22 protein-coding genes and 1 riboswitch are annotated in these 24,757 nt (G+C 73.9%); of the genes, 13 read left to right on the top strand and 9 right to left on the bottom strand.

The annotated features are described in order from the left end of the window. Positions 1-1,149: cytochrome P450 (locus OP86_RS12265; protein ID WP_051830004.1), on the bottom strand; the 1,149-nt coding region annotated here is incomplete at its 3' end. 305 nt (positions 1,150-1,454) lie between these two features. Here OP86_RS12265 and OP86_RS12260 point away from each other — a divergent pair. Next, a complete protein-coding gene (locus tag OP86_RS12260) occupies positions 1,455-2,858 on the top strand; it encodes an amidase (RefSeq protein WP_030256665.1) in 1,404 nt (467 codons plus the stop codon). Between the two features lie 34 nt (positions 2,859-2,892). Here OP86_RS12260 and OP86_RS12255 read toward each other — a convergent pair whose 3' ends face one another. Beyond that, positions 2,893-4,848 (bottom strand): FUSC family protein, encoded by a 1,956-nt coding sequence (locus OP86_RS12255; protein WP_030058062.1) that lies wholly within the window; start codon positions 4,846-4,848, stop codon positions 2,893-2,895. 478 nt (positions 4,849-5,326) lie between these two features. Between OP86_RS12255 and OP86_RS12250 the strand changes: the two genes are divergently transcribed. The 5 genes from OP86_RS12250 (at position 5,327) to OP86_RS12230 (ending at position 10,938) form a co-directional block, all read left to right on the top strand. Continuing rightward, complete coding sequence (locus OP86_RS12250; protein ID WP_051830003.1) at positions 5,327-6,406, top strand: phytanoyl-CoA dioxygenase family protein; 1,080 nt, start codon at positions 5,327-5,329, stop codon at positions 6,404-6,406. After that, entirely contained in the window at positions 6,399-7,730 is a 1,332-nt protein-coding gene (locus OP86_RS12245) for a DUF6271 family protein (RefSeq protein WP_030256668.1), read from the top strand. The genes OP86_RS12250 and OP86_RS12245 overlap by 8 nt, the downstream gene beginning before the upstream one ends. Before the next feature lie 225 nt (positions 7,731-7,955). After that, complete coding sequence (locus OP86_RS12240) at positions 7,956-9,152, top strand: type III PLP-dependent enzyme (RefSeq protein ID WP_033331720.1); 1,197 nt, start codon at positions 7,956-7,958, stop codon at positions 9,150-9,152. Continuing rightward, positions 9,149-9,733, top strand: coding sequence for a GNAT family N-acetyltransferase (locus OP86_RS35800; RefSeq protein WP_030256671.1), 585 nt, complete (start codon positions 9,149-9,151; stop codon positions 9,731-9,733). The genes OP86_RS12240 and OP86_RS35800 overlap by 4 nt, the downstream gene beginning before the upstream one ends. A gap of 5 nt (positions 9,734-9,738) precedes the next feature. Beyond that, positions 9,739-10,938 carry an MFS transporter gene (locus OP86_RS12230; RefSeq protein ID WP_033331717.1) on the top strand — a complete coding sequence of 400 codons (1,200 nt, stop codon included), beginning with the start codon at positions 9,739-9,741 and terminating at the stop codon, positions 10,936-10,938. 37 nt (positions 10,939-10,975) lie between these two features. Here the strand turns inward: OP86_RS12230 and OP86_RS12225 are convergent, their stop codons facing one another. Both OP86_RS12225 and OP86_RS12220 read right to left on the bottom strand, forming a co-directional pair. Next, positions 10,976-11,368 carry a MerR family transcriptional regulator gene (locus OP86_RS12225; RefSeq protein WP_030058070.1) on the bottom strand — a complete coding sequence of 131 codons (393 nt, stop codon included), beginning with the start codon at positions 11,366-11,368 and terminating at the stop codon, positions 10,976-10,978. A 17-nt stretch (positions 11,369-11,385) separates the two neighbouring features. Next, entirely contained in the window at positions 11,386-12,405 is a 1,020-nt protein-coding gene (locus OP86_RS12220; protein ID WP_030058071.1) for an MDR family NADP-dependent oxidoreductase, read from the bottom strand. Between the two features lie 194 nt (positions 12,406-12,599). Here OP86_RS12220 and OP86_RS12215 point away from each other — a divergent pair, with 194 nt between their 5' ends. Continuing rightward, complete coding sequence (locus OP86_RS12215; protein WP_030058072.1) at positions 12,600-13,340, top strand: PIG-L deacetylase family protein; 741 nt, start codon at positions 12,600-12,602, stop codon at positions 13,338-13,340. Here the strand turns inward: OP86_RS12215 and OP86_RS12210 are convergent. The 3 genes from OP86_RS12210 to OP86_RS12200 form a co-directional block, all read right to left on the bottom strand. After that, the gene (locus tag OP86_RS12210) at positions 13,337-14,059 is read right to left on the bottom strand and encodes a DedA family protein (RefSeq protein ID WP_063832356.1); all 723 of its coding nucleotides are present in this window, start codon (positions 14,057-14,059) and stop codon (positions 13,337-13,339) included. The genes OP86_RS12215 and OP86_RS12210 overlap by 4 nt on opposite strands. 50 nt (positions 14,060-14,109) lie before the next feature. Continuing rightward, positions 14,110-14,313 carry a DUF1918 domain-containing protein gene (locus OP86_RS12205; RefSeq protein ID WP_030058073.1) on the bottom strand — a complete coding sequence of 68 codons (204 nt, stop codon included), beginning with the start codon at positions 14,311-14,313 and terminating at the stop codon, positions 14,110-14,112. A 195-nt stretch (positions 14,314-14,508) separates the two neighbouring features. Further along, on the bottom strand, positions 14,509-15,189 hold the full coding sequence (locus OP86_RS12200; RefSeq protein ID WP_234434875.1) for a TetR/AcrR family transcriptional regulator: 681 nt from the start codon (positions 15,187-15,189) through the stop codon (positions 14,509-14,511). 362 nt (positions 15,190-15,551) lie between these two features. Here OP86_RS12200 and OP86_RS32900 point away from each other — a divergent pair, with 362 nt between their 5' ends. The 5 genes from OP86_RS32900 (at position 15,552) to metE (ending at position 21,700) form a co-directional block, all read left to right on the top strand. After that, positions 15,552-16,409: a phytanoyl-CoA dioxygenase family protein gene (locus OP86_RS32900; protein ID WP_234434876.1), complete on the top strand. Its 858-nt coding sequence runs from the start codon at positions 15,552-15,554 to the stop codon at positions 16,407-16,409. A gap of 76 nt (positions 16,410-16,485) precedes the next feature. Continuing rightward, positions 16,486-17,349, top strand: coding sequence for a TauD/TfdA family dioxygenase (locus OP86_RS12190; RefSeq protein WP_030058075.1), 864 nt, complete (start codon positions 16,486-16,488; stop codon positions 17,347-17,349). Beyond that, positions 17,337-18,104 carry an SDR family oxidoreductase gene (locus OP86_RS12185; protein ID WP_030058076.1) on the top strand — a complete coding sequence of 256 codons (768 nt, stop codon included), beginning with the start codon at positions 17,337-17,339 and terminating at the stop codon, positions 18,102-18,104. Before OP86_RS12190 ends, OP86_RS12185 begins: the two co-directional genes overlap by 13 nt. Positions 18,105-18,107: 3 nt before the next feature. Next, positions 18,108-18,860, top strand: coding sequence for a methyltransferase domain-containing protein (locus tag OP86_RS12180; RefSeq protein ID WP_030058077.1), 753 nt, complete (start codon positions 18,108-18,110; stop codon positions 18,858-18,860). 139 nt (positions 18,861-18,999) lie between these two features. Then, positions 19,000-19,221: riboswitch (cobalamin riboswitch) on the top strand. 163 nt (positions 19,222-19,384) lie between these two features. Continuing rightward, positions 19,385-21,700 carry a 5-methyltetrahydropteroyltriglutamate--homocysteine S-methyltransferase gene (metE, locus tag OP86_RS12175; protein ID WP_030058078.1) on the top strand — a complete coding sequence of 772 codons (2,316 nt, stop codon included), beginning with the start codon at positions 19,385-19,387 and terminating at the stop codon, positions 21,698-21,700. A 51-nt stretch (positions 21,701-21,751) separates the two neighbouring features. Here the strand turns inward: metE and OP86_RS12170 are convergent, their stop codons facing one another. After that, a complete protein-coding gene (locus OP86_RS12170; RefSeq protein ID WP_063832355.1) occupies positions 21,752-22,471 on the bottom strand; it encodes a hypothetical protein in 720 nt (239 codons plus the stop codon). 162 nt (positions 22,472-22,633) lie between these two features. Here OP86_RS12170 and OP86_RS36550 point away from each other — a divergent pair, with 162 nt between their 5' ends. Then, the gene (locus OP86_RS36550; protein WP_157849726.1) at positions 22,634-22,813 is read left to right on the top strand and encodes a hypothetical protein; all 180 of its coding nucleotides are present in this window, start codon (positions 22,634-22,636) and stop codon (positions 22,811-22,813) included. A 21-nt stretch (positions 22,814-22,834) separates the two neighbouring features. Here OP86_RS36550 and OP86_RS35795 read toward each other — a convergent pair whose 3' ends face one another. Further along, entirely contained in the window at positions 22,835-24,418 is a 1,584-nt protein-coding gene (locus tag OP86_RS35795; protein ID WP_106973395.1) for an eCIS core domain-containing protein, read from the bottom strand. Positions 24,419-24,757: the final 339 nt, after the last annotated feature.

The raw sequence follows: 24,757 nt of genomic DNA, 5'->3' as shown, positions 1-24,757 counted from the left end.
CTCGTCGGCAGCGTCAGATGTGTATAAGAGACAGGGGTCGAAGCGGTCGGGGCAGGGGAAGAGGTCGGCCCGGCGGTGCAGCAGGTACGGGCTGAAGAGGATGGTGGCGCCGGCCGGGACGCGGTGGCCGCCGAGTTCGGTGGCGGTGGTGACGGTGCGGCTGAGGATCCAGACCGGGGGGTAGAGCCGCAGGGTCTCGCTGACGATCCGGGCGGTGAGCGGGAGGGCGGGCAGGTCCTCGTGCCGGGCGGGGCGGCCGTCGAGGACGGTGTCGAGTTCGGTGTGCAGGCGCGCCCGGACGGACGGGTTGGCGGCGAGCAGTGTCCAGGCCCAGGAGAGGGTGGCGGCGGTGGTCTCCATGCCGGCCAGCAGGAAGGTGACCACGTGGTCGTGGATCTCGGCGTCGGACAGGCCCTGCCCGTCCTCGTCCCGTGCGCCGAGCAGCATGGAGAGCAGGTCCCCGTGGTCGGTGCCGACGGCGCGGTAGTCGGCGATCAGCCGCTCGGTGATCTCCCGCAGGTCCTGCCGGGCGCGCCGGAAGCGGCGGTTGCCGGGGGTGGGGATCCGGTCGACGCCGGGCAGCGGCATCATGACGCGCCGGCCGACGCCGCGGGTGATGACGTCCATGCTCTCGTGCACCGGCAGCGAGCCGGCCCGTTCGTGCGCGGCGAACAGGCAGCGGGCGGTGACGGCGGTGGTGAGCCGGTACATCGCGGCGGGGACGTCGATGGTGTCGCCGTCGCGCCAGGAGGCGGTGGTGCCGGCGATCTCCTCGGCCATCATCGCGGCGTAGCCGGGCAGCCGGTCGCGGTGGAACGCGGGCTGCAGCATGCGGCGTTGGCGCCGGTGGGCGGCGGCGGGGCAGGTGGCGAGGCCGTCGCCGAGGACCTCCCGGGCCCTGTCGAGGACGAGCCCGCCCTTGTCGTAGGTGCGGTCCTCGGCGAGCAGCCGGCGGACCAGTTCGGGGTGGCAGGCGACGTACGCGTCGAGCGGGCCGAGCCGGAGCCGGACGAGGTCGCCGTGGGCGGGCAGGCCGGCGACGAAGGCGAGCGGGCGGCGGGCGAAGGCGGGGGCGTGGCCGAGCAGGGGCAGGCCGCCGGGGGCGGTGGCGGCGGTGAATCGGGCGGCGGGGAAGACGTGGGTGGGCACGGGCGTCACCTTGGCTCGGGCGGGATGGCCGGTGTGGTTCGTGAACGTGATCTTTCCCGGCGGCCGTCGGCGAAACGGTCGCGGACCGGCGGGTGGGGTGAACGTGGGGGCGCATGCCGAACGCCCGTGCTCCATCGGCCATGTGATGGATCGTTTATCCAGTGACGGGCCGGATGTTCCGTGGGCTCCGCCGGGCGCATAGACTCGAACTCTTTGCGAGGCTACCGGTCAGTAGAACCAGGCAGTACTACCAACCGGTTTGACGATCGGGCGGCCCACCGTCCGGCAGGGAGTGGGGAGTTCGGATGACCGACGAGCGGGTCCACGCGTTCACCGACGACGCCCTCGGCCCGTACGACGCGGTGGCCCTGGCCGCCCGGGTGCGGGCCGGCGCGGTCAACCCCCGGGAACTGGTCGGCGCGGTCGTCGCCCGTGCCGCCCGGGTGGACGGCACACTGCTGCCGGTCGCCCACGCTTCGTACGACAAACCGCAGATCAGCCGGGACGGCATCGGCGGCCCGCTCTGGGGCGTACCGACCTTCCTCAAGGACAACGTCGACCTGCGCGGCCTGCCGACCGCCCTGGGGAGCGAGGCGTTCCGGCCCCGACCGGCCCGCCGCAACGCGCGGTTCACCGACCAGTTCCTCGCCACCGGCCTGGCCGTGCTCGGCAAGACCCGGCTGCCCGAGTTCGGCCTCAACGCCTCCACCGAGTTCGCCACCGCCCAGCCGGTGCGCAACCCCTGGAAGCCCTCGCACTCGCCCGGCGCCTCCTCCGGCGGCGCGGCGGCCCTGGTCGCCTCCGGCGTGGTGCCGATCGCGCACGCCAACGACGGCGGCGGCTCGATCCGCATCCCGGCGGCCTGCTGCGGCCTGGTCGGGCTCAAGCCCACCCGGGGCCGGCTGGTCACCAACGCGCAGGGCGGCAAACTGCCCATCGACCTGGTCACCGACGGCGTGCTGACCCGCTCGGTACGCGACACCGCCGCCTTCTTCGCCGCCGCCGAACAGCACCGCCGCAACCCCGAACTGCCCCCGCTCGGCCTGGTCGAGGGCCCCGGGAACCAGCGGCTGCGGATCGGGCTGGTGATCGACTCGCCGATCGCCAAGACCGACGAGCCGACCCGCCGGGTGGTCGAGGAGACCGCCGCCCGACTGGAGGCGATGGGCCACCTGGTCGAGCCGACCGCCCTGCCCTTCGGCGAGGAGTTCGCCCGCGACTTCCTCTCCTACTGGGGCTACATCGCGTGGGCGATCGCCGTCACCGGTCGGCTGCTGATCGACCCGAGCTTCCGCGTCGGGAAACTGGACGGGCTGACCACGGGGCTGCGCCGGCGGTTCCAGGCGGAGTTCGGGCAGACCCCGAGCGTGCTGCGCCGGCTGCGCCGCGCCGAGGGCGTGTACCGGCGGGTGTTCGACCGCCACGACGTGATCCTCTCCCCGGTGCTCGCCCACACCGCCCCGCCGATCGGGCACCTCAGCCCGAACGTGGCCTTCGACGAGCTGATGGACCGGCTGCTGCGCTACGTGGCCTTCACCCCGGTCAACAACGTGACCGGCGGCCCGGGCATCGCGCTGCCGGCCGGCTCGACGGCGGGCGGCCTGCCGGTCGGGGTGCACCTGTCGGCGGCGCACGGCCAGGAACGGGTGCTGCTGGAACTGGCCTTCGCGCTGGAGGCGGACCGGCCCTGGCGGCGGATCCAGGACTGAGCCGGGCGGGGGGCCGAGGGCTCGGCCCCCGGCGTCAGGGAGCGGGCGCGGCGGCCACCGACCGTGCCGCGTGCACCTCGTGGTGCAGCCGGGCCAGCGAGCACTCCGGCGCGAGTGCCTCCGGATCCGTCGGCGACAGCGGCCGGCCGGTGCGCAGCGCCTCGGCGAGGTCGGCCAGCTCCCGCGTCACGATGCCGACCTCGGCCGCGGTCGGTACGGGCGCGCCGTGCTCGACCCGTACCCGGGTGGCGGTGGTGGCGTCCACGATCCGTTCGACCGCGATCACCACCGGCCACCACGCCGCCGCCCGGGCCCCGACCGGCGGCGGCTCGGTGAGCGCCCGCTGGAACTCGCTGCGCACCGCCGAGAGGTCCCGGTAGAGCCGCCGCCGGTAGCGGGCCCGGGCGGGCCCGTCCCCGCCCGGCCCGGTGGTGAAGGCGAGCGACACGTACGAGGCGGTGTCCTGGACGGCGTCGGCGAGGCGGTCGCCGATCCGGGTGTGCCAGGACTCCGGCCACAGCAGGTAGCCGGCCAGCAGCGTGATGCCGCAGCCGATCAGCGAGTCGTAGAGCCGGGGCAGCACCAGGCGGAAGCCCTGGTGGTTGAGCAGGTCGGAGAGCAGCAGGATCACCGGGGTGATGGCCGCGGTCTGGAAGGCGTAGCCCTTGGCGGACAGCGCGGGGATCAGCGTCGCCAGCGCCGCCATCACCGGCACGTCCCACCAGCCGCGCGGCACCGCGGCGAGCACCGGGGTGGCGACCAGCAGCCCGGCCGCGGTGCCGAGCGCGCGCAGCACCGCGCGGGAGAACACCGAGCCGAAGTCCGGCTTCATCACGAAGGTGACGGTCAGCGCCACCCAGTACGAGCGGGGCACGGCGATCACCGAGACCAGCACCTGGGACAGGCCGATGCACAGTGCCAGGCGCAGCCCGTACCGCCAGGACGCGCCGGACAGCAGCAGCGCCCGGGCCGCCCGGCGGGCCCGCACCTCCAGGGCGGCGGGCCGGCCGAGCCGGTCGTCGGCGGCGTACGGGTCCGGTGCCGCCTCGGAGACCACGGTGCCGGCGTGCTCGATCGCCTCGACCAGGGCGCGGGTGGACGGCCCGGCGGGCACGGGCAGGTCGGGTGCCGGCGCGGGCCCGGTGCGGCCCTGTTCGACGGCGTCGGCCAGGGCCCGGACGGCCGCCGGGTAGGCGGCGGGCAGCGGGCCGAACTCGGGCGGGCGCAGGTGCGCCGCGGAGGCCGCCTCGACCACCGGGATCACCGCGTTGAGCTGGGCGAGCAGCCGTACCAGGGTGGGTGAGCGCCCGTGCCGTCGGGCCCGCCGGGCGAGCAGCAGGTCGTAGGACTGGTTGAGCGACTGGGTGAGTTCGCGGCGCCGGGCGTCGTACTCGGGGGTGCCGGCGGCCTCCAGGAGGTCGGCGACCGTCCGGTAGGTGCCGGCGACCACCGCGCGTTCGGGCATGCCGACGCGCAGCGGCCAGGCGAGCAGGGCCAGGACGAGCACCACCAGGCCGCCGAGCAGCAGCAGGCCGGGCGGCAGCCACCAGGGCGAGGGCAGCGGCAGGCCGGCCCCGACGACCGCGTTGAGCAGCAGGAGCAGCCCGGAGACGGAGGCGACCGCGCCGATCGAGGAGATCATGCCGGAGACCAGCGCGACGAGGGTCAGCATGGCGACGGCCGTCCAGCCGGAGCCGTGCACCTGGGCGCCGAGCAGCACCCCGAGGGCGCCGAACAGCTGGGGGACGGCGATGTTGAAGACCCGCATCCGGTAGGCGTCGGCGGTGTCGCCGATGACCGCGGACAGTGCGCCCATCGACACCAGCGCACCGTAGGCGGGCCGGCCGGTGGCGGTGCCCACCGCGAGCGGGGCGGCGAGCGCGACGGAGGCGCGGGCCACCCCCGCCCAGGGGATCGGCGCGGCGCGGGGCCGCAGGCTCTCGGTCAGCCAGTCGGGCGGGGCGAGTCGGGCGGCTCCTGGGCGTGGCACGGTCCCAACCTACGGCGGGCGGGCGCCGGGCGGTGCAACGGCGCGCGGCTCAACGGTTCGTGGGGCCGGCGGGGTTCAGGCCTCCCGGTTATGTCAATTCCGGGAACAATACCCGCTCTTATGTCCGCCCGCGAAACATAAAGCGAACCGCGGGAGGCGTCGTGAGCTGCGCCGATTTTCCCAATCGGCAACCCGCGGGAAAGGGTTGACACCATTAGTTGGTCTAGTCCAATGTGTGGGAGGCTTGGTTCGGCAGGGCCTGAGACGTGGTGAGAGGCCGTGCCGGGCAGGTGAGTTGGCCCCACGACGTGGCGCGCAGGCGCGGTCGGGGGCCGAGCCGACAAGGAGCGTGTGCGGACCGCCGGTGGTCCGCGGGAGGAATTCCCGACCCGGCCGAGGGCCGGTGGAATGGCTCCTGTGCCCGCGCCACCCGCCGAATCAAGCGCCGCGTCGACTACGAACCATGGAGTGAGTGCCCATGCCGAGCCCTGACGGACAGGCCGAGGAGTATCTGTACCGCGCCGCCTCGGAGCGCCCCTACTTCAGCGCGGACACCGAGAGCTACCTGGCCCCGACCGCACTGCGCGAGATCCGCAAGAAGCACCCGCTGCGCGTGCTCTCCGAAGCGGACCACGCGTTCTGGCAGACCCACGGCTACGTCGTGGTGCCGCAGGCGATCCCCGCCGAGGCCGCGCGGCGCCTGCTCGACTTCACCTGGGACTTCCAGGGCCTGTCACCCGACCGCCCCGAGGACTGGTACCGCGAGCGCGACTACCGCGACGAACTCGACCGGCACCTGCACATCTACGGCTTCGTCGAGGCCTACCACCACCAACTCCTCTGGGACAGCCGCCAGTCGCAGCGCGTCTACGACGCCTTCGTGGACGTGTGGGACTGCGAGGAACTCTGGGTCACCCTCGACCGGCTCAACCTCAACCCGCCCAACGTCCGCAACCGCGACCGCGCGCTGATCGAGCCCACCGACCGCGGCTTCGACATCGAACTGCACTGGGACGTCGACACCACCCGGGCCGTGCTGCCCCAGCGCGTCCAGGGCATCATCGCGCTCAACGACACCGCCCCCGACCACGGCGGATTCCGGTGCAACCCCGAGCTGTTCCGCCGCTTCAACGAATGGCAGGCCGTCCAGCCCGCCGACCGCGACCCGATCCGCCCGGACGTCGACCAGGACGAGTTCCCCGTCGTACGGCCCGAGTTGAAGGCCGGCGACCTGCTGATCTGGAACGGCCTGCTCGCCCACGGCGTCGAACGCAACACCTCCGAGCGCGGCGTGCGCGCGGTGCAGTACCTGTCGATGATGCCCGCACTGGAGGAGGCCGAGCAGCTGCGGCGCTCCCGGGTCGAGTCCTGGCGCACCCTCGCCACCCCGGACTGGAACCGCACCCTGGTCGGCGACGCCACCCGGCACGAGTCGCTGCGCTACGGGACGGCCCAACTCACCGAACTGGGGGAGAAACTGCTCGGCCTGCGGTCCTGGACCGGCCGGCCCTTCGAGCCGCCGCAGGACGTCAACGGCCGGGGGAGCGGGAATGCGTGACGTCTGCCTGACCCTGCCCACCAACCGCGAGTGCGCGGACACCATCACCGCCATCGGCGCCGAAGCCGCCTACGCCGTCGAGCGGTTCGACGTCCGGGTGCACCTGCTGGTGCTGGACTCCGCCGACCCCGCGGCGCGCACCCGGCACGCCCGGGCGGTCGCCGCCCTGCCCGCCGTCGACGGCGTGCTCGTCCACCACCTCGACGAGGACGCCCAACGCGCCTTCCTGCGCGAGGTGATCGACCGCTCCGGCGCCGCTGCCGCCACCGGCGCCGTCTCCCCGGACAAGCTGCTCGACCTCATGCTGCCGGACGCCGTCTCCTACGGCGCCTGCACCAACCGGGCGTTCCTGATCGCCGCCGCGCTCGGCTGCGCCTCGGTGCACCGCCGCGACTCCGACAGCCGCTACCAACGGCTCGACGGCGAACCGGTGTTCCCCATCGAGTACGAGCTGGCCACCCTCGGACTGAAAGCCGCCGACGCGGCCGCCGCCGTCACCGAGTACACCCTCGACCCGGCGCACGCGGACAAGCCCGTCGCCCTGGTCGGCGCCTCCTTCGTCGGCGAACTCTCCGTCGACATCGGCGAGATCCTCGAACTGGACCCCGAGGTGTACCACGACGTGGTCGCGCTCTGGGCCCCCACCGGCGCGAGCGAGCAGGACAGGCGCGAACTCGTCGCCCAGTCCTTCGTCGGCGGCGGCACCGAGCCGTTCACCGTCGACCGCGCCGTGCTCGACCGGCCCGGCATCTGGCACATCGACATGTGCAACATCGGCCTCGACCACGAGGTGTACGAACGCGTACCGCTGCCGCCCGCCACCGAGACCATCGGCAGCGACTACTTCCTGCACCACCTGGTGTACGACGCCACCCTGCCCGGCGTCACCCACAACCGCCACATCGTCAACTACTACACCCCGGAACGGCGCACCGGCCCCGGCTTCACCGCCTACCAGCTGCGCTACGCCAAGTTCCTGCTCTCCATGCTCTACCTCCACCCGGTCTACACCGAGATGACCGAAGCCGGCGAGGCCCTGCTGGACGGGCACCACCGCGTCCGCCCCGAGGCGATCGCCGACGCCGCCCGCCGCAGCGCCGCGACGGACCGCGCGGAGAACCACCGCCGGCTGGCCGAACTGGACCGCTGCTACCGGCGACTGGGCGGGAAGTACGCCGAGTTCGCCGACCACCTGGCACCCCGGCGAGCACGCCTGCTCGACGAGGCGCAGGCGGACATCGAGGACTTCGCCCTGCTGATCGACGCGTGGGGCCCGCTGGTGCGGGCGAGCAAGGCCACCCCCGCCGACCGGCTGCCGCACTAGCCGGAGGACCGGGAGCACTACGTGATACGCCAGACGCATCAGACCCACCAGACCCACCAGACCCACCAGACTCGCGAGACCCGCCAGGCAGCAGATCGGGCGCCGCACCAGGCCGCGCGCCGGGCAGCGGGCGCGCCGCCCACCCACCGCGCCCCGACCGAGACCGCGGTCCACACCCGCGCACTCCACCCCGACCCGCACTCCGACCCGCACGACCGCACCGCGCTGCGCGCCGCCCTCGCCGCCGCCACCGACGACCGGATCATCTACGACCTGGACGGCATCGGCGGCCAGTACGCCGCCCTGCGCGCCGAACTGCCCGGCGTGGCCGTACGGTTCGCGATGAAGGCCTGCCCGGTCGACGAGGTGCTGGGCCACCTCGCCGCCCTCGGCTCCGGCTTCGACGCGGCCGGCCCGCAGGAGATCGCCCAGGCGCTGCGCACCGGCGTCCCGCCCGAGCTGATCCACTACGGCAACACCATCAAGTCCGACCGCAACATCGCCGAGGCCTACCGGCTGGGCGTGCGCGACTTCGCCACCGACAGCCTGGAGGACGTCGCCGCGATCGCCGAACACGCCCCCGGCGCACGGGTGTTCTGCCGGATCGCGACCACCGGTGACGGCGCCCTGTGGGGCCTGAGCCACAAGTTCGGCTGCTCGCCCGAGGACGCCCTGCGGGTGCTCGACGAAGCCCGCACCTCCGGGCTGGTGCCCTCCGGCCTGTCCGTGCACGTCGGCTCGCAGCAGATGACCGCCGAGGCCTGGGGCGCCGCCGTGGACTCGCTGGCCGCCGTACTGGAGGCGCTCAACTGGCGCGGCATCACCCCGGAGCGGATCAACCTCGGCGGCGGCCTGCCCGCCCTCGGCGTCCTCGACCGCAGCGGCCGGCCGCTCGACCCGCCGCTGGACAAGATGTTCGCGGTGATCCGCGAGGGCATGGACCGGCTGCGCGCCGTCAACGCCGGGCCGCTGGAGTTCCTGGTCGAGCCCGGCCGCCACCTGGTCGCCGACCACGGCGCCATCCGCGCGCACGTCGCCCGGCTCACCTCCCGCCACCGGCTCGACGGCGGCCGCGAGGACTGGCTCTACCTCAGCTGCGGCAAGTTCAACGGCCTGTACGAGATGGACCAGCTGCAGTACCGCCTGGAGTTCCCCACCCACCCCGGCGGCCAGTTCGTCAACGCCGTGGTGGCCGGCCCGACCTGCGACAGCGACGACGCGTACGCCCAGGACGGCGGCCTGGTGCGGGTCCCGCACACGCTCGGCTCCGGCGACCCGGTCTGGATCCACTCCTGCGGCGCGTACGCCACCGCCTACGCGACCCGCGGGTTCAACGGCTTCGCCCCGCTGCCCCACACCTGCATCGGCGGCAGCGCGGGCAAGCGCGATGCCGGCCACGGCCCCGACGGAGGCACCGCATGACCGACACCCGGATCCGGCTGCTCCGGGAGGACGACTGGGACGGCGTGGTCGCGCTGGAGGAGCGCGCCTACGCCGCCAGCGGCCTGTCCGAGGGCCGCGAGGCGCTGAAGTCCCGGCACCGCGCCTCGCCGGACACCTGCTTCGTACTGGAGCACGCGGGCCGCCTCGGCGGCTACCTGCTCGCCCTGCCGTACCCGCTGTTCCGCTGCCCGGACCTCAGCCGCAGCGAGGAGAGCGGGAACGGGGCCGCGGAGGAGACGCCTCCCGGCAACATGCACGCCCACGACCTGGTGATCGCCGAGGAGTTGCGCGGCCGGGGCCTGTCCCACCGGATGCTGCGGCACCTGGAGGACACCGCCCGGGCGGCCGGCCACCGGACCATCTCGCTGGTCGCCGTCCGCGGTTCGCACGTGCTGTGGACCCCGCTGGGCTACCGCGCCCGGCCCGAGATCGACCTGCCCGCGAGCTACGGCCCCCGGGCGGTCTACATGGCGATGCCGCTGGCCGGCGTCCCGGCCCGGCCGCTGCCGCACTCCACCGACCCGACCCCCGGGCCCCAACCCAGAGCCGAAGTGGGCTGATGCCGATGTCCCCCGTCCGCGACGACTTCCGCCGGTCCCAACTGGCCATCGGCGCACTGTTCTTCGTCCTCGGATTCCAGTACGCGACCTGGGTCTCCCGGGTGCCCGCGCTCAAGACCCGGCTCGACCTGGGCGAGGCCCAGATCGGCCTGCTGCTGATGACCTGCGGGATCGGCGCGGCCGTGTCCTTCCCCCTGGTGGCGGTGCTGATGCGACGGCTCGGCTCCCGCCTGCTCTCGGTATTGTCCGCGCTCGCACTCGGCGCCGTCCTGCTCGCGCTGTCGGTGGTGCCGAACTACCCGGTCACGCTGCTGGTGCTGTTCTGCGACGGCGTCGCGGTCGGCTGCCTCAACGTCGCGATGAACGCCCAGGGCGCGGCGCTGGAGGCCCGCTTCGAGCGGACCACCATGTCCCGGCTGCACGCCACCTTCAGCGCCGGATCGCTGCTGGCCGCCCTGCTGGCCTCCGGTGTCAACGCGTTCACCGGCACCCTCGCGGTGCACTTCGGCCTGGCCGCCGTCCTGCTCGCGGTCCTCGTCCTCGCCGCCCGGCCCGGGCTGCTCGCGGACGGCCCGCAGGAGACCGCCGCGCCGGGGGAGGAGAAGCAGCGCCGGGGCTTCGTCCTGCCGACCGTCGCGACGCTCTGGATGGGCCTGGCCATGGTCTTCGGCACCGTCACCGAGGGCGCCATGAACGACTGGTCGGCGCTCTATCTCAAGGACGTCGTCGACGCGGGCGCCGGACTCGCCCCGATGGGCATCGCCGTCGTCTCGGTGATGATGGTGTGCGCCCGGATCTTCGCCGACGGCTGGCGCACCCGCTTCGGCGACGGCCGCATCGTGCGCACCGGCAGCGTCCTGGCCGGCCTCGGCCTCGCCCTCGCCCTGCTGGTCGGCGGCGTCGTGCCGACCCTGCTCGGCTTCGCCTGCGTCGGCCTCGGCGTGGCGGCGGTGACCCCGTGCGTCTACGTCGCCGCCGCCCGCCAGGGCGCCGACGCACTCTCCCTGGTCGCCGCGATGGGCACCACCGGCCTGCTCGCCGGCCCCGCCGTGATCGGCTTCATCGCGGGCGCCACCAGCCTCGTCTGGGGCATGGCCGCCGTCGCCGCCTCCGCCGCGATCGTCTCCCTCTGCGCCACCCGCATCACCTGGCCCGCCCCCCAGGAGGCCCCCACCTCCGGCGTCCTGGCCGCCGACCCCACCTGACCCGCCCGTCAGCCCTCGACCCGACCTGATCCGCCCGTCAGCCCTCGCCCGGCACGTCCGCTCCGTTCGTGGCGGCGTGCCGGGCGAGCCGGTCCCGCTGTGCGGTCAGCCGGGCGATCTCGGCGTCCAGGGTGGCGAGGCGGGCGGTGACGACCGGGGCGTAGGTCTCCGGGCCGGGGTCGGCCGTGCAGCGGCGTGGTGGGTTCTCGGCCAGGAGGTCCAGTCGGTACGGCCGGCTGGCCAGGTCGTCCACCGTCAGGCCCAGGGCGAGGAGTTGGCGGATCACCCGGACCCGGGCGACGTCGGACGGGCCGTACTCGCGCTGGCCGGAGGCGGTGCGGGCGGGCGGGCGGAGCAGGCCGCGCTGCTCGTAGAAGCGCAGCGCTCTGGGGGTGGTGCCCGCCGCTGCCGCCGCGTCGCCGATCCGCATACCCGCCCCTTCCGTCCTCAGAGCTCCACGATGGTCGCCCCGAAGGTGTCGCCGGTGAACACCCGGGACAACGCCTGCGGGGCCCGATCGATGCCCGCGACCGGCGTCCACGGGAAGGTGAGTTCCCCGCTGCGCAGCCAGGTGCCGAGGCGCTCGCGCCACTCGGTCTCCAGACCCGGGTGGTCGAGCAGGGTGAAGCCGCGCACGCTCAGACCGAGGGTGACGATCCGGAAACTGTCGATCACCGCAGGGGAGTTGCCGCCCTGGAGCCCGGGGTCGAGCTGCCCGGACAGCGCACCGACCACGGCGAACCGGGCACCCCGGCGGGTCGCGTCCACGGCGGCGGTCAGCTGCTCGCCGCCGACCAGGTCCAGGACGACGTCGAGGCCGTCCGGGGCGGCTTCGGCCAGTTGCTCGGCGAACGGCCGTGCGCCGGGCACCAGTACGGCGTCGTAGCCGAGTTCGGCGGTGAGCCGCTCGGCCTTGGCGGGCGAGCGGGTGGTGCCGATCACCCGGGCGGCGCCGAGGAGTCGGGCGATCTGCCCGGCCAGCGAGCCGACCGCGCCCGCCGCGCCGGTCACCAGCACGACGTCGCCCGGGCGCACCTCGGCGCTGCGGGTCAGCCCGCCGTAGCCGGCCGAGGCGGCGGAGACCAGGGCGATCGGCAGCGGGAAGTCCGCTTCGACCGGGGTGAACTGCGCGGCGTCCGCCACCGCGTGGTCCCGCCAGCCGTGCATGTGGGTAACCAGGTCGCCCGGGCGCAGCGGCCCGTGCTCCGGCGCGGCCAGCACCTCCCCGAGGGCGGGACCGAACAGTGCCTCGCCGGGCTTGACGTGCGGCACCAGCAGGCCGGTGCCCGCGCCGCCGATCACCGTGCGCAGCGCCGGGAAGACCAGGAACGCCCTGTTGCGGACCAGCACCTGGCCGGGCTCGGGCGCCGGCAGCGGCTCGTCGGCCACGGTGAAGTCCCCGGGCACGGGCAGCCCGCGCGGCTCGGCGGTCAGTCGGACGACACGGGCGGTGGTGGGCAGGGACACGGCGGCGCTCCTGGTGAGAAGGGGAAGCCCGTTGTCGGGCGCCCGGACGCTAACCCTTGACCCTTGCGTCAGGGGCAAGCGCCGCAGGCGGGCGGGTGTCTGACGAGGTGTGGGGGACACGGGTCTTCTAGAGTCACCGGTGGTACGGCCGTACGTCCGTACGACCGTGAGCCGCACCGAGAGGGACGAGCAGCATGACCGAGCAGGCCCCCGCGCCCTTCGAGCCCGTGGACGAGGACTGGCAGACCGCGCTGGCGATCGTCGCGCACCCCGACGACATGGAGTACGGCGGCGCCGCGGCCGTCGCCCGGTGGACCTCCCAGGGCAAGAAGGTGGTCTACGTGATGGTCACCAGCGGGGAGGCCGGGATCGACTCGACGGACCCGGCGGAGTGCGGGCCGCTCAGGGAGGCCGAGCAGATCGCCTCGGCGCGCGTGGTCGGCGTGGACACCGTCGAGTTCCTCGGCCACCCGGACGGCGTGGTGGAGTACGGGCTGCCGCTGCGCCGGGACATCGCCCGGGTGGTGCGCCGGCACCGCCCGGACATCGTGATCACCAGCAACTTCCGGGAGACCTACGGCGGGGTGTTCCTCAACCAGGCCGACCACATCGCGGTCGGCCGGGCCGCCCTGGACGGCGTCCGGGACGCCGGGAACCGCTGGGTGTTCCGCGAGCTGCTGGCGGAGGGCCACGAGCCGTGGAACGGCGTGCGGCAGATCTGGGCGGTGGCCTCGCCGGAGTCGAAGCACGCGGTGGACACCACCGAGCACTTCGACCGGGGCGTCGCCTCGCTGGCGGAGCACAAGGCGTACCTGGCCGGGCTCGGCGGGGACATGGCGGACGCCCGGGAGTTCCTGGAGGGCTTCGGCCGGGGCGCGGGCAGCCGGCTGGGGACGCGCTTCGCGGTGCCGTTCGAGGTGTTCCCGCTGCGTTAGGCCTCGTCCGCCTCCTCGCCCGGGGCCGCGTCCTCGCCCGGGGCCTCGTCCTCGTGAGGGGCGGCGTCGGAATCGGTGTCGGCGTCCGCGCGGCGCCGGCGCCGGTAGCGCAGCACCTGGCGGAGCAGGAAGGCGGCGACCAGCACCCCGAGGCCGATCGCGAACCACAGCTGGTAGCGGATCGCCGTCCGGTACACGGCGCCGATGTTGGCCCCGGCGAGGTAGCCGAAGGTGCCCCAGGCGCCCGCCCACAGCACGGCGCCGAGCAGGTTGAACGGCAGGAAGCGGCGCCAGGGCATCTCGGTCGTCCCGGCGATGATGCCGTTGGTCTGGCGCAGCCCGTCGACGAAGCGGGCGACGGTGACGACCTTGCCGCCGTGCCGGGCGAAGAAGCCGTCCGCGCGTTCCATCCGGGCCGGGGTGAGCAGCACGTAGCGGCCCCAGCGGTGGACGAAGGCGCGCCCGCCGGTGCGGCCGATCAGGTAGCCGAGGCTGTTGCCGAGGGCGGCGGTGACGGTCGCGATCAGCAGGACGGCGGCGAAGTCGAGGTGCCCGGCGCCGGCGTAGACCGAGGCGAGCACCAGGATGGTCTGCCCGGGCACCGGGATGCCGCAGTTGTCGAGCAGCACGAGCAGCGCCACCGCGAGGTACCCGTAGTGGTCCAGCAGTGGCGCGAGCCCGGCGAGTGCCCCGGGCAGCGGGGTCGTGGATGCGGACACCGCTCCTCACCACCTCGCGCGGTCGGGCCGCGGGGTGGCGGGGGCTTGGGTCAGCGGTCCGCCCGGAGGGTCTTGGCGGGTTCGATGTTGCAGTCGGGGCCGGGGTAGATCAGGCCCTCGTGGCCGTCCTCGAAGCGGACCACGTACGGCGGCTGGCCGTCGGCGCCGCGCACCTCGACGATCTCGCCCTTCTGGTCCACCATGCCCACCGACCTGCTGTGGATGTGGAGCTGGTCACCTACCGCTGCGTGCATGCTCTGCTCCTCGGGTCGTGTCCTCGGGTCGTGTCCTCGGCCCGTGGCGGCCGCCTCCGCGGCCGTTCCGCTATCCACTGTGCTGCGGGCGCGGCGGGCTCGCAACGGCGGAGGGCCTGTCTTCGAACTCCCGCCTGCGGGAGTTCGAAGACAGGCCCAGGGCGCACGGGACGGGTGGGATTCTCGGGCCGTGCCTCAGCGGGCGGGCAGTTGTTGCGCGAGGTAGCCGCGGACCAACCGCTTGCACTCGGCGATCAGGGTCGGATCGCCGTTCGGGTCCCCGCGGAAGGCCAGTTTGAGCACCGCGTCGGCCGCCTCCAGGGCGACCCGCAGGGTCAGCGTGGTGGCCGCCGGGTCCTCCGCCCGGAACATGTCGCCGCCGAGGGCCTGCAGGCGCAGGGCGACGGCGGTGTTGTTGTCCACGCCGGTGTCCAGCAGGTGCCGGTCGTCCCGCACGCCCGCGGGGACGGCCGGGCCGGCCAGGCCGAAGTCCACCTGTCCGAAGCCGGGCACCGCGCGCTTCATGGCCACGAACTCCTCCACCGCGAGGTCGGTGAAGGTGGCCGGGCCGACCGGCGCGGCGGCGGCCAGCCGGGCGTCGAGGCGCCGGAGGTACTGGTCGAGGTTGCGGCCGGCGAGCGCGGCCAACAGGTCCTCCTTGCCGGCGAAGAACTGGTAGAGGGTGCCGATCGGCACCTGGGCGCGCTGGGCGACCTGCTTGGTGGTGAGCGCGGTCGCCCCGACCTCGTCGAGCAGCTCGGCGCAGGCGTCCAGGATGCGGCCGTACCGTTCCTGGCTGCGCTGTTGGACCGGGCGTCGACGGGCCGACGGGCCCATCCGGCCGGCTGCTTCGTGACTCCGGGTGTCCGAGCTCATGGGCTCACTCTGCCGTATCCGCTGTTCCGGCGGCGAATCACCGGGGCGCAACGGGGCCGGAGTGATCCGCGGGGGAGGAATCGACTGGTGGCCGGAGCTGAACGGCACGGTGGCGGGAAGGTGTCCATGAGTTGGCATTGGTCTTGTCGTGGACGCGAAGACCGGCTCATACTCCTGGGGCGGACTACCTTGCGTGATCGAGGCGTGTCTCTTCGTGGTGATCGCGATTCAGCCGTGGCGGCTGTGACGACTGTGACGGGTGTTCCGCCGCCACCCGAGGTCTGGGATGGAACCCGCGTGCCTCCCTGCTCGTGCCACGTCCCGTTGTTCGTCCCGCAGAACGGAAGGAGGAGGTCGGTTCGGTGACCTTGTCGTCCGGAGGGCCTGAGACCCTCGACATCGAGAACCACCGCCAGTTCCTGGAGTCCGGGTACCTGGTCCTGCCCGGCCTGGTGCCGGAATCGCTGCGCGAACGGCTCGTCCCCGAGGTGGACCGGTGGGTGGACGGGCGCTTACGGGCCCGGTCGATCGCCGCCTGCGCCGACCCCGCCCGGCACGCGCCGCCCCCGCTGCTGGAACTGGAACTGCCGGCGCACGGCCAACTGCTCACCCACCCACCGCTGTTGTGGACGCTGACCCGCCTGCTCGGGCCGTCCTTCGTCTTCCACCACCTGCACAGCGACCGCCAGGAACCGGGGATCCCGGGCAAGCCCTGGCACCACGACTGCGAGCCCAACGACCGCTCCGACGCGTCGCTGCTGATGGTCCACGCACTGCACTACCTCGGCGGACTGGACGAGAAGGTCGGCAGCCTGTCCGTACTGCCCGGCTCGCACCGGGGCGCCTTCGGCAAGTCCGCCTTCGCCCACCACGGCACGGCGGAACTGCCCGGCGAGGTGGTGATCGACCGGCTGCCGCCAGGATCGACCGTGCTGCTCAACTCGGCGCTGTTCCACACCCGCAGGCCCGCTCCCGACGGGCCGGCCCCGGTACTTCATCGACGCCTCCTACTGCCAGGTCGGCGCGCGCTGGCGCCCGGTGAAGCCGTACTGGCGCAGGATGCTCGCCCGGGCCCGGCGGCCGAGCATGGGCTGCTGCTCCTGCTCTGCGGGATCCACCTCAACGTGGTCCGGATGATCCCCGCGCTGGTGGTCACGGCCGGTCAGGTCGACGAGGCGCTGGAGCTCTGGACGAAGGCCGTCGCGGCCGGGAGCCGGTAGCGAGCCGGGGTAGGGGGCGGATAGGGAGTCGGCGGGGAGTGGGCAGGGAGCCGGCGGTCGGCGAGGAGGAGGAGACATGGATGCGGTGACGGAAATCGGCTGGAGCAGCCTGGAGTTGGAGGCCCGGCGGCACTTGTGGTCGCTCCCGTTGGGGGAGGTGGAGCGGCTGCTGCTGTGGGCCGACGCGCAGGCCGGACGGTGGGGTGCGGCCGAGCCGGTGCGTGCCGGACTGCGGGACTTCGTCCGGGACGCCGTCGCCTCGGTCGGCATCACCCACATCGGCGGCCTGGTGGACCCGGCGCACCCGGAGGAGCGGATCACCGAGGTGCTGTCCTTCCTGCTGGGGGACTACGGCCGGATCGTGCCGCAGAACGGGCGCGGCGACCTCACCTCGGTGCTGCACGACCAGGACGGCGACGGCAACACCGAGCTCGGCTTCCACTGCGACACCTGCGACCTGCTCGTCCTGCTGTGTCTGCGACCGGCCTTCGACGGCGGCGGGTTGACCAAGCTGGCGAGCGCGCGGCACGTCCACGACCTGATCGAGCGGGAGCGGCCGGACGCCCTCGCCACCCTCTGCGAGGACTGGACCTTCGACCGGTCCGGCCGGGCGGGCCCGCAGGTGGTGGTGACCCCGATCCTCTACCACCAGAAGGAGGGGACGGTCGGCTGCTACTACCAGACCCGCACCGTCCGCTCCTCCCCGGACCGGGGCGGACCGGAGTTGACGGACCGTCAGTGGGAGGCGCTGGGCGTGCTGGACGAGGTGCTGTACCGGCCGGAGATCGCCTTCGGGCTGCCGATGGCCGCCGGCGACCTGCTGATCATCCGCAACAGCCGGGTGCTGCACGGGCGTTCGCCGTACGTCGACGAACCCGGGCCGTACGCCCGGCGGATGCTGCGAGTCTGGGTCAACGAGGGGGAAGAATGGGCGCGTTGAGCGAACCGCACGGGCGGGTGGCGATCGTCACCGGCGGAGGCAGCGGCCTCGGCCGGGCGTCGGCACTGGCCCTGCTTGAGGCCGGCTGGACCGTCGCCGTGGCCGGGCGGCGCAAGGACGCGCTGGAGGAGACCGCCGCCATCGCCGGCCCGGCCGGCTCCCGGGTGCTGGCCGTCCCGACCGACATCCGCAGCCCGCAGGAGGTCGCCCGGCTCTTCGACACCGTCCAGGACCGGTACGGCCGGCTGGACCTGCTGTTCAACAACGCGGGCGCCGCCGCCCCGCGCCGGCCGATCACCGAGACCCCGTTCGAGGACTGGAACCGGGTGCTCGACACCATCGTCACCGGCGGCTTCCTCTGCGCCCGCGAGGCCTTCCGGGTGATGAGCACCCAGACCCCGCAGGGCGGGCGGATCATCAACAACGGCGCGCCGTCGGCGTACGTGCCGCGCCCCAACTCCGTCGCGTACACGGCCGCCAAGCACGCCGTCCTCGGGCTCACCAAGGCGCTCGCCCTGGACGGCCGCCCGTACGGCATCTCCTGCGGGCAGATCGACGTCGGCAACGTCGCCCCCGTCGACGGCGCGCCGCAGCCCGCCGCGATGCAGGCCGACGGGACGACGGCGGTGGAGGCGACCATCCCGGTGGAGCGCTTCACCGAGGCCCTGGTGCTGATGGCCGCGCAGCCGCCGGACACCAACATCCAGTCCCTGGTGGTACTGCCGACCACCATGCCGTTCGTCGGGAGGGGGTGAACCGTGCTGGTCAGCGCACGGTCCTTCGAGGAGTACCGGGCGATGTTCGCGCTCACCGACCGGGACTTGGAGCAGCGCGTCCTGGACTGCCCCGGCGGCGCGGCGAGCTTCGTCGCCGAAGCCGGGCGCCGGGGCATCGATGCGGTCGCCGTGGACCGCCAGTACGCCCACCACCGGGAGGAGTTGGGCCTGCTGGTGGAGCGGGAGACGGTGTTCAAGCGCGAGCTCCTGGTGCGGGAGACGGCCGGCCACCCGTGGAGCTGGTACACCGACGTGGACGACATGATCCGCCAGTGGACCGCCAACGCCCGGGACTTCCGGGCCGACATCACCGCCCGCCCGGAGCGCTACGTCGCCGGCTCGCTGCCCGAACTCCCCTTCGCCGACGACTCGTTCGACCTGGTGCTCAGCTCACACCTGATCTTCTCCTACGGCAACCGGCTGGACGAGGAGTTCCACCGGGCGGCGCTGCTGGACCTGGCCCGGGTGGCGCGCCGCGAAGTCCGGCTGTTCCCGCTGATGGTGTACGACACCGGGGCCCGGTACCCGGGGCTGGAGCGGCTGCGCGAGGAGCTGGCGGGCCTCGGGATCCCGAGCCGGGTGGAACGGGTGCGGTACGAGTTCCAGCCGGGGGACAACGAGATGCTGGTGCTCTCCTGCGCGGACCACCGGGCCCCGGCACGGGCGGTCCGGGGGGCCGCCGCTGAGGACCGGGTGCGCTGGCGGCACCGGGAGGCAGTGCCGGCAGGGTCCTGAGCAACCACGGCCCTGGGACCGCCGATGCCCTGAGATGCCGATGCCCTGAGACGCCGATGCCCTGGGTCGACCAGGGCATCGGCGTCTCACCCTCCGGACGAGTTCGCGGATCTCGCTGTCCGGAACGCCGTACCCGCCCTAAGGTGGCAGGGCAGCTGGTTCGCCCTGTCCGCCAGGCAGGCGCGTCGCAAGAGGGAACCCGGTGGGAATCCGGGACTGCCCCGCAGCGGTGAGCGGGAACGACCGCCGTCATACGCACTGGGCCCGGCCGGGCCTGGGAAGCGACGGCCAGTAGGTGTCCGCCCTTGACAGGGTGGGCGCGCCCGCGAGTCCGAAGACCTGCCCGTTGCCCGCGTGCGACCGATCGCGCGCGGAGATCCCGGTGACCCTCCAGGGCGGGTCGGCGTACACATCGGACGGATCGGGCCCGCGCGTCAGCGGCGGCCGCCGTCCGGTTCGTCACCCCTTCGCGCCCTCCTCCCGTCCCCGGGATCCATGGAGAAAGACTCGCGAAGGAGAGTCCGTTGACAGCGAAGTCCGCAGCCGCGGCAACCCGGGCCACCGTGTACGGCTACCCCCGCCAGGGCCGGGGCCGGGAGCTCAAGAAGGCGATCGAGGGCTACTGGAAGGGCGGCGTCACCGCCGACGCCCTGCTGGCCACCGCCGCCGACCTGCGCCGGCAGAACTGGAAGCAGCTCGCCGAGGCCGGGATCCAGGAGGTCCCGACCGGCGACTTCTCGCTCTACGACCACGTGCTGGACACCACCGTGGCCGTCGGCGCGATCCCCGCCCGCCACCGCACGGCCCTCCAAGCCGCCCCGCTGGACGGCTACTTCGCCATGGCGCGCGGCACCCAGGACGTCGCGCCACTGGAGATGACCAAGTGGTTCGACACCAACTACCACTACCTGGTCCCGGAGTTGGGCCCGGACACGGTGTTCGCCGCCGACCCGGCCAAGCAGGTCGGCGAGCTGCGGGAGGCGCTCGCGCTCGGCCACCGGGCCCGGCCGGTCCTCCTCGGCCCCGTCACCTACCTGCTGCTCGCCAAGCCCGCCCCCGGGGTGGCCGAGGACTTCCAGCCGATCACCCTGCTGGACCGGCTGCTGCCCGTCTACGCACAGCTGCTGGGGGAGCTGAAGGCCGCCGGCGCCGACTGGGTGCAACTCGACGAGCCCGCCCTGGTCCAGGACCGCACCCCGGCCGAACTGGGCGCCGCGGCCCGCGCCTACCGCGACCTCGGCGCCCTCACCGACCGGCCGAAGCTGCTGGTCGCGAGCTACTTCGACCGGCTCGGCGCCGCCCTGCCCGTCCTCGCCAAGGCCCCGATCGAAGGCCTGGCACTGGACTTCACCGGACCAGCCGCCGGCAACCTCGACGACCTCGCGGCCGCCGGGGGCCTGCCCGGCAAGCGCCTGGTGGCCGGGGTGGTCGACGGGCGCAACGTCTGGATCAACGACCTGGAGAAGTCGCTCGCCACCCTGGCCACCCTGCTCGGCCTCGCCGACCGGATCGACGTGGCACCGTCCTGCTCACTGCTGCACGTCCCCCTGGATGCCGCCGCCGAACGGGAGTTGGACCCGCAGATCGCCCGCTGGCTCGCCTTCGCCCAGCAGAAGGCCGCCGAGACGGCGCTGCTCGCCCGCGGCCTGCGCGAGGGCACCGGCGCGATCGCCGCCGACCTCGCCGCCAACCGCGCCGACCTCGCCTCCCGCGCCAACTCGCCGATCACCCGCGACCCGGCGGTGCGCGCCCGCGCCGCCGCCGTCACCGGGGCCGACACCCGCCGCGCCCAGCCCTACCCCGTCCGGATCGCGGCCCAACGCGCCCGGCTCGCCCTGCCGCCGCTGCCGACCACCACCATCGGCTCCTTCCCGCAGACCACCGAACTGCGGGTCGCCCGGGCTGACCTGACGGCTGGTCGGATCGACGCCACCGCCTACCGCGAGCGCATCGAGGCCGAGGTCCGCGAGGTCATCGCCTTCCAGGAGAAGGCCGGACTGGACGTCCTGGTGCACGGCGAGCCCGAACGCAACGACATGGTCCAGTACTTCGCCGAACAGCTCACCGGCTACCTGGCCACCCGGCACGGCTGGGTGCAGTCCTACGGCACCCGGTACGTACGCCCGCCGGTCCTCGCCGGGGACATCTCCCGCCCGCACCCGATGACCGTCGACTGGTTCCGCTACGCCCAGGGGCTCACCGACCGCCCGGTCAAGGGCATGCTCACCGGCCCCGTCACCATGCTCGCCTGGTCCTTCGTCCGCGACGACCAGCCGCTCGGCGACACCGCCCGCCAGGTCGCCCTCGCCCTGCGCGACGAGGTCGCCGACCTGGAGGCCGCCGGCGCGGCCGTCGTCCAGGTCGACGAGCCCGCCCTGCGCGAGACCCTCCCGCTGCGCGCCGCCTCCCGCCCGGCCTACCTGGACTGGGCCACCGAGGCCTTCCGCCTCGCCACCTCCGGCGTCCGCGCCGACACCCAGATCCACACCCACATGTGCTACGCCGAGTTCGGCGCGATCATGGCGGCGATCGACGAACTCGACGCGGACGTCATCTCCCTGGAGGCCACCCGCTCCCACATGGAGGTCGCGGGCGAGCTGGCCGGGGCCGGCTACCCGCGCGAGGTCGGGCCCGGCGTCTGGGACATCCACTCCCCGCGTGTCCCGAGCGCCGGGGAAGCCGTGGAGCTGCTGCGCGCCGGCCTCGCCGCGATCCCGGCGGACCGCCTCTGGGTCAACCCCGACTGCGGCCTCAAGACCCGCGGCTGGCTGGAGACCGAGGCCTCGCTGGCGAGCCTGGTCGGCGCCGCCCGCCGCCTGCGGGAGGAACTGGCGGGCTGACGGGGGGCCGGGGGCGCGGTCCTGCGGCACGGCCGCGCCCCCGGCTGCCGGTCAGTTGACGTACACCGCCGGGCCGCCCGGCTGGGAGGTGTCGGCCACCGGGCCGTACGTCGCGGAGAAGTACCCGTCGCCGGGGCAGAGCGTCGAGCCGCCGCTCCTGGCGAAGTGCTCGTTGCGGAAGGCCAGGCTGTGGGCGGTGTTGTCGGCGCTGCCGGTGAACGCGCCGCTGAGCTGGTAGGTGCAGGTGATGGTGCCGAACCAGCTGTTGAGGACGGCGGTGGCCTGGATCGTCCCGGCGGAGCCGCCGCCGAGCGTGACCGGCAGCCCCGGGCCGTCGGAGACGGTCAGACCGTACGGGAGGTTGCCGACGGTCAGACTGCGCACCGACGTGACGCCGGTGACGTTGCTGGTGCACGAGCCGAAGGTGAGCCCGGTCAGCGACTCGGTGGCCGAGCCCGGGGCCGCCGGGTTGGTCAGCACCGTGGCCGAGAGCGCGGAGGTGGCGCAGGTGACACCGGTGGTGCTGGTCGCGGTCGAGTAGAAGGTGGCGACGGCGCCCCCGGCCAGCGGCGCGGCGAGCGCGTCGCCCGGGGCGACGGCGGCGCCGCCCGCACTCCCGGCGGTGAGCACCGGCGCGGCGGCGACGGCTCGGGGCGCCGAGGCGGCGGGCACTGCGGCGGAGAGGAGGGCCGCGACGACGACAGCGGGGACGGCGGCGCGGACGGCGGTGGGGATGGCGGCGGGGACGGCAAGGCGGCGGCTGAAACGCATGGGAAAGCCTCTTCCTCGGTGAGGGGCGAGAAGACGACCTTTCGCTGCTCCCGTGCGGTGGGGGACCGGGAGCTCACTACGTTTTCTAGAACCGTGACCGTGCCTCGTCAAGGCGCTGCGCGTAACTTGCTGACGATTCGTCAACAAGGGGAGAATGGGACCGTGACACCTACTGCCGACCCCACCCCTGCCGAACTCGCCGCCCTGCTCGCCGACGTACGGGGCTCCGCCGGGCGGCTCGTCGGCCGCGGCCCCGCGCCGGACGGCTTCGGCCCGTCGGCGCCGACACCGACACCGACACCGCCGCCGTGGCCGCTGCCGCCGGTGCCTGGCTGGGGCTGACGGCGGGCCGCGCGCCAGCCGTCACAGCCCCGACTGCCCCAGCCGGCCGAGGCGTTCGCGGCCCTGGGCGGCCCAGTTCTCCAGGCCGGCCGGGTCCAGCCGGTTCGCCCACCACTTCATCTTCGTCCTCGGGAAGTACTCGCCCTCCCGTGCGTGGTCCTGCCCGGGGTACGACGACACCGGGTACTCAGGGGTGCCGGGCCGGCCCGCGTTGTGGAGGAACAGGGCGTGGGAGTTCCAGCCGAGCCGGCCCGCGCCCTGCTCCCTGACCTGCCAGTCGTCGTCGGCCATCTGCGTCAGGGCCACGCAGACGTCCTCCACCGGCATGCCCGGCCGCCGGAGGGAGACGTCCAGCGAATTGGCGTGCGCGAGGCTCTCGATCAGCTCGATGTGCAGGCCAGGCTCCGCCGGATTCGGGCGCCGGAGCACGAGGGTGAAGCCGTGGCCGGCGAACTCGATGCGGAAGACCGCCTCGGCACCCTGGCTCGCCGCCGAACCGATCGCCGAGGTGAGCCCGTTGACGGCGGTCCGGAACGCGGCGGCGTCCTCGGTCACCTCCCGGTCGTTGCCCGGGCCGCCGGCCTCGGCCCCGTCCGCTGCCCGGTGCGAGAGTGCCTCGCGGGACTCGCCCGCGCCGGCCGTGACGCCGGACAGGATCGGGAACAGGTGCTGGGCCGTCGGGTAGCAGGAAGCGAAGTTGACGGGGTTCAGGATGTCCCTGCGCAGCAGCTCGGGCCCGATCTCCGCGGCGAGGTCCATGGTGTCGTCGAACCCGTACGCCGGGTCGAGGACCACGTCCATCAGGTACCAGTGGAGGGCCTCGGGTCCGTCCCGGTGCGGGAACGGCGCACCGGCGGGCAGCGACTGCACGGCGAGTTCGATCAACTGGTTCACGTCCTGCGGGAGTTGAGCCGGAAGGGCCGGCTGGAACGCGGTGCTGTTCTGCTGGCAGAACGCCCGGAGCTCGTCCTCCGACCTGAAACTCCCGAAGAAGCCGCGCCAGGTCTCCCGGACCAGGTCCTGGTCCGCTCCCTGCCAGACCCGCTGGGCCAGGTCCAGGAACGCCTGCTGCTCCGCCGGCGGGACCACGCGGCCCGGCAGCGCCTCCCCGAGGGTCGTCCGCTGGACGGCGGCCGGTCCGGACACGGCCCCGGTGTCGCCGGGCTGGGCCGCCCGCGGCTCGCCGGGGGCCGGCCCCCGCAGCACCCGGGTGGCAGTGGCCTCCGCCTCGCGCTCGAACCGGTCCGACGGGTCGGAGATCCTGAGGCCGCCGCCGTTGTCGGTGCCCGCGACGGGGCCCTGGCGCTGCTGGATGACGTGGGTGAGTTCATGGGCGAGGGTGTGCCGGTCGTGACCGCCCGAGCCGAGCACGACATGGTTGCCGCTGGTGTAGGCGCGGGCGCCGACCTCGGCGGCGGACGCCGCCGCGGCCGGGCCGGTGTGCACGCGGACGTCGCGGAAGTCCGCGCCCAGCCGGGCCTCCATGTCCAGGCGGGACGCCTCGTCCAGCGGCCGACCGCTGCTGCGCAGCACGGACTGGACGGCGGACCGCTGCACGGCCGCCGCTCCGTGGGGTCCGGGGAGCTCGCCGCCGCGGCGGAGCATCTGGACGACGGCCGCGTTGCCGACCGTGGCCTGGAGGCCGAGCAGGCCGACTGCCGGCGCGGGTGCGGCCGGAGACGGCCTGCGGGCCTGCTGCCGGTCGCCGGCTGAGCCGCCGCGCTCGGCTGTCTTCTCTTCACGCACGTGCTCACTCCCTCGCTGAGGGCGGCCCCGCGTTGCCCGCCCGCGGGAGGAGGCCGCACATTCCGCTACCAGAGGGTAGCTTGAGCGGCAGACGGTTCAACGGACGTACGGTTCGGTCAAGTTGGCCGGATATCTGCCCTGTCGACAGCTGCTGGTCCACGCCGAGGGCGGAGCGGAGTGCCGCGGCGGGACTTACCC

The organism is Streptomyces novaecaesareae (assembly GCF_000716875.1).
GTDB classification, from domain to species: domain Bacteria; phylum Actinomycetota; class Actinomycetes; order Streptomycetales; family Streptomycetaceae; genus Kitasatospora; species Kitasatospora novaecaesareae.
This window is presented reverse-complemented; position numbering and strand designations above follow the sequence as displayed.

Excerpts from the sequence above, each read along its gene's own strand:
- OP86_RS12205 (WP_030058073.1), bottom strand. The coding sequence starts at position 14,313 with ATGCACGCAGCGGTAGGTGACCAGCTCCACATCCACAGCAGGTCGGTG.
- OP86_RS35795 (WP_106973395.1), bottom strand. The coding sequence starts at position 24,418 with ATGCTCCGCCGCGGCGGCGAGCTCCCCGGACCCCACGGAGCGGCGGCC.
- OP86_RS35800 (WP_030256671.1), top strand. The coding sequence starts at position 9,149 with ATGACCGACACCCGGATCCGGCTGCTCCGGGAGGACGACTGGGACGGC.
- OP86_RS12215 (WP_030058072.1), top strand. The coding sequence starts at position 12,600 with ATGACCGAGCAGGCCCCCGCGCCCTTCGAGCCCGTGGACGAGGACTGG.
- OP86_RS12185 (WP_030058076.1), top strand. The coding sequence starts at position 17,337 with ATGGGCGCGTTGAGCGAACCGCACGGGCGGGTGGCGATCGTCACCGGC.
- OP86_RS12260 (WP_030256665.1), top strand. The coding sequence starts at position 1,455 with ATGACCGACGAGCGGGTCCACGCGTTCACCGACGACGCCCTCGGCCCG.
- OP86_RS12170 (WP_063832355.1), bottom strand. The coding sequence starts at position 22,471 with ATGCGTTTCAGCCGCCGCCTTGCCGTCCCCGCCGCCATCCCCACCGCC.
- OP86_RS12250 (WP_051830003.1), top strand. The coding sequence starts at position 5,327 with ATGCCGAGCCCTGACGGACAGGCCGAGGAGTATCTGTACCGCGCCGCC.
- OP86_RS12225 (WP_030058070.1), bottom strand. The coding sequence starts at position 11,368 with ATGCGGATCGGCGACGCGGCGGCAGCGGCGGGCACCACCCCCAGAGCG.
- OP86_RS12245 (WP_030256668.1), top strand. The coding sequence starts at position 6,399 with ATGCGTGACGTCTGCCTGACCCTGCCCACCAACCGCGAGTGCGCGGAC.
- OP86_RS12230 (WP_033331717.1), top strand. The coding sequence starts at position 9,739 with ATGTCCCCCGTCCGCGACGACTTCCGCCGGTCCCAACTGGCCATCGGC.
- OP86_RS12200 (WP_234434875.1), bottom strand. The coding sequence starts at position 15,189 with ATGAGCTCGGACACCCGGAGTCACGAAGCAGCCGGCCGGATGGGCCCG.
- OP86_RS12190 (WP_030058075.1), top strand. The coding sequence starts at position 16,486 with ATGGATGCGGTGACGGAAATCGGCTGGAGCAGCCTGGAGTTGGAGGCC.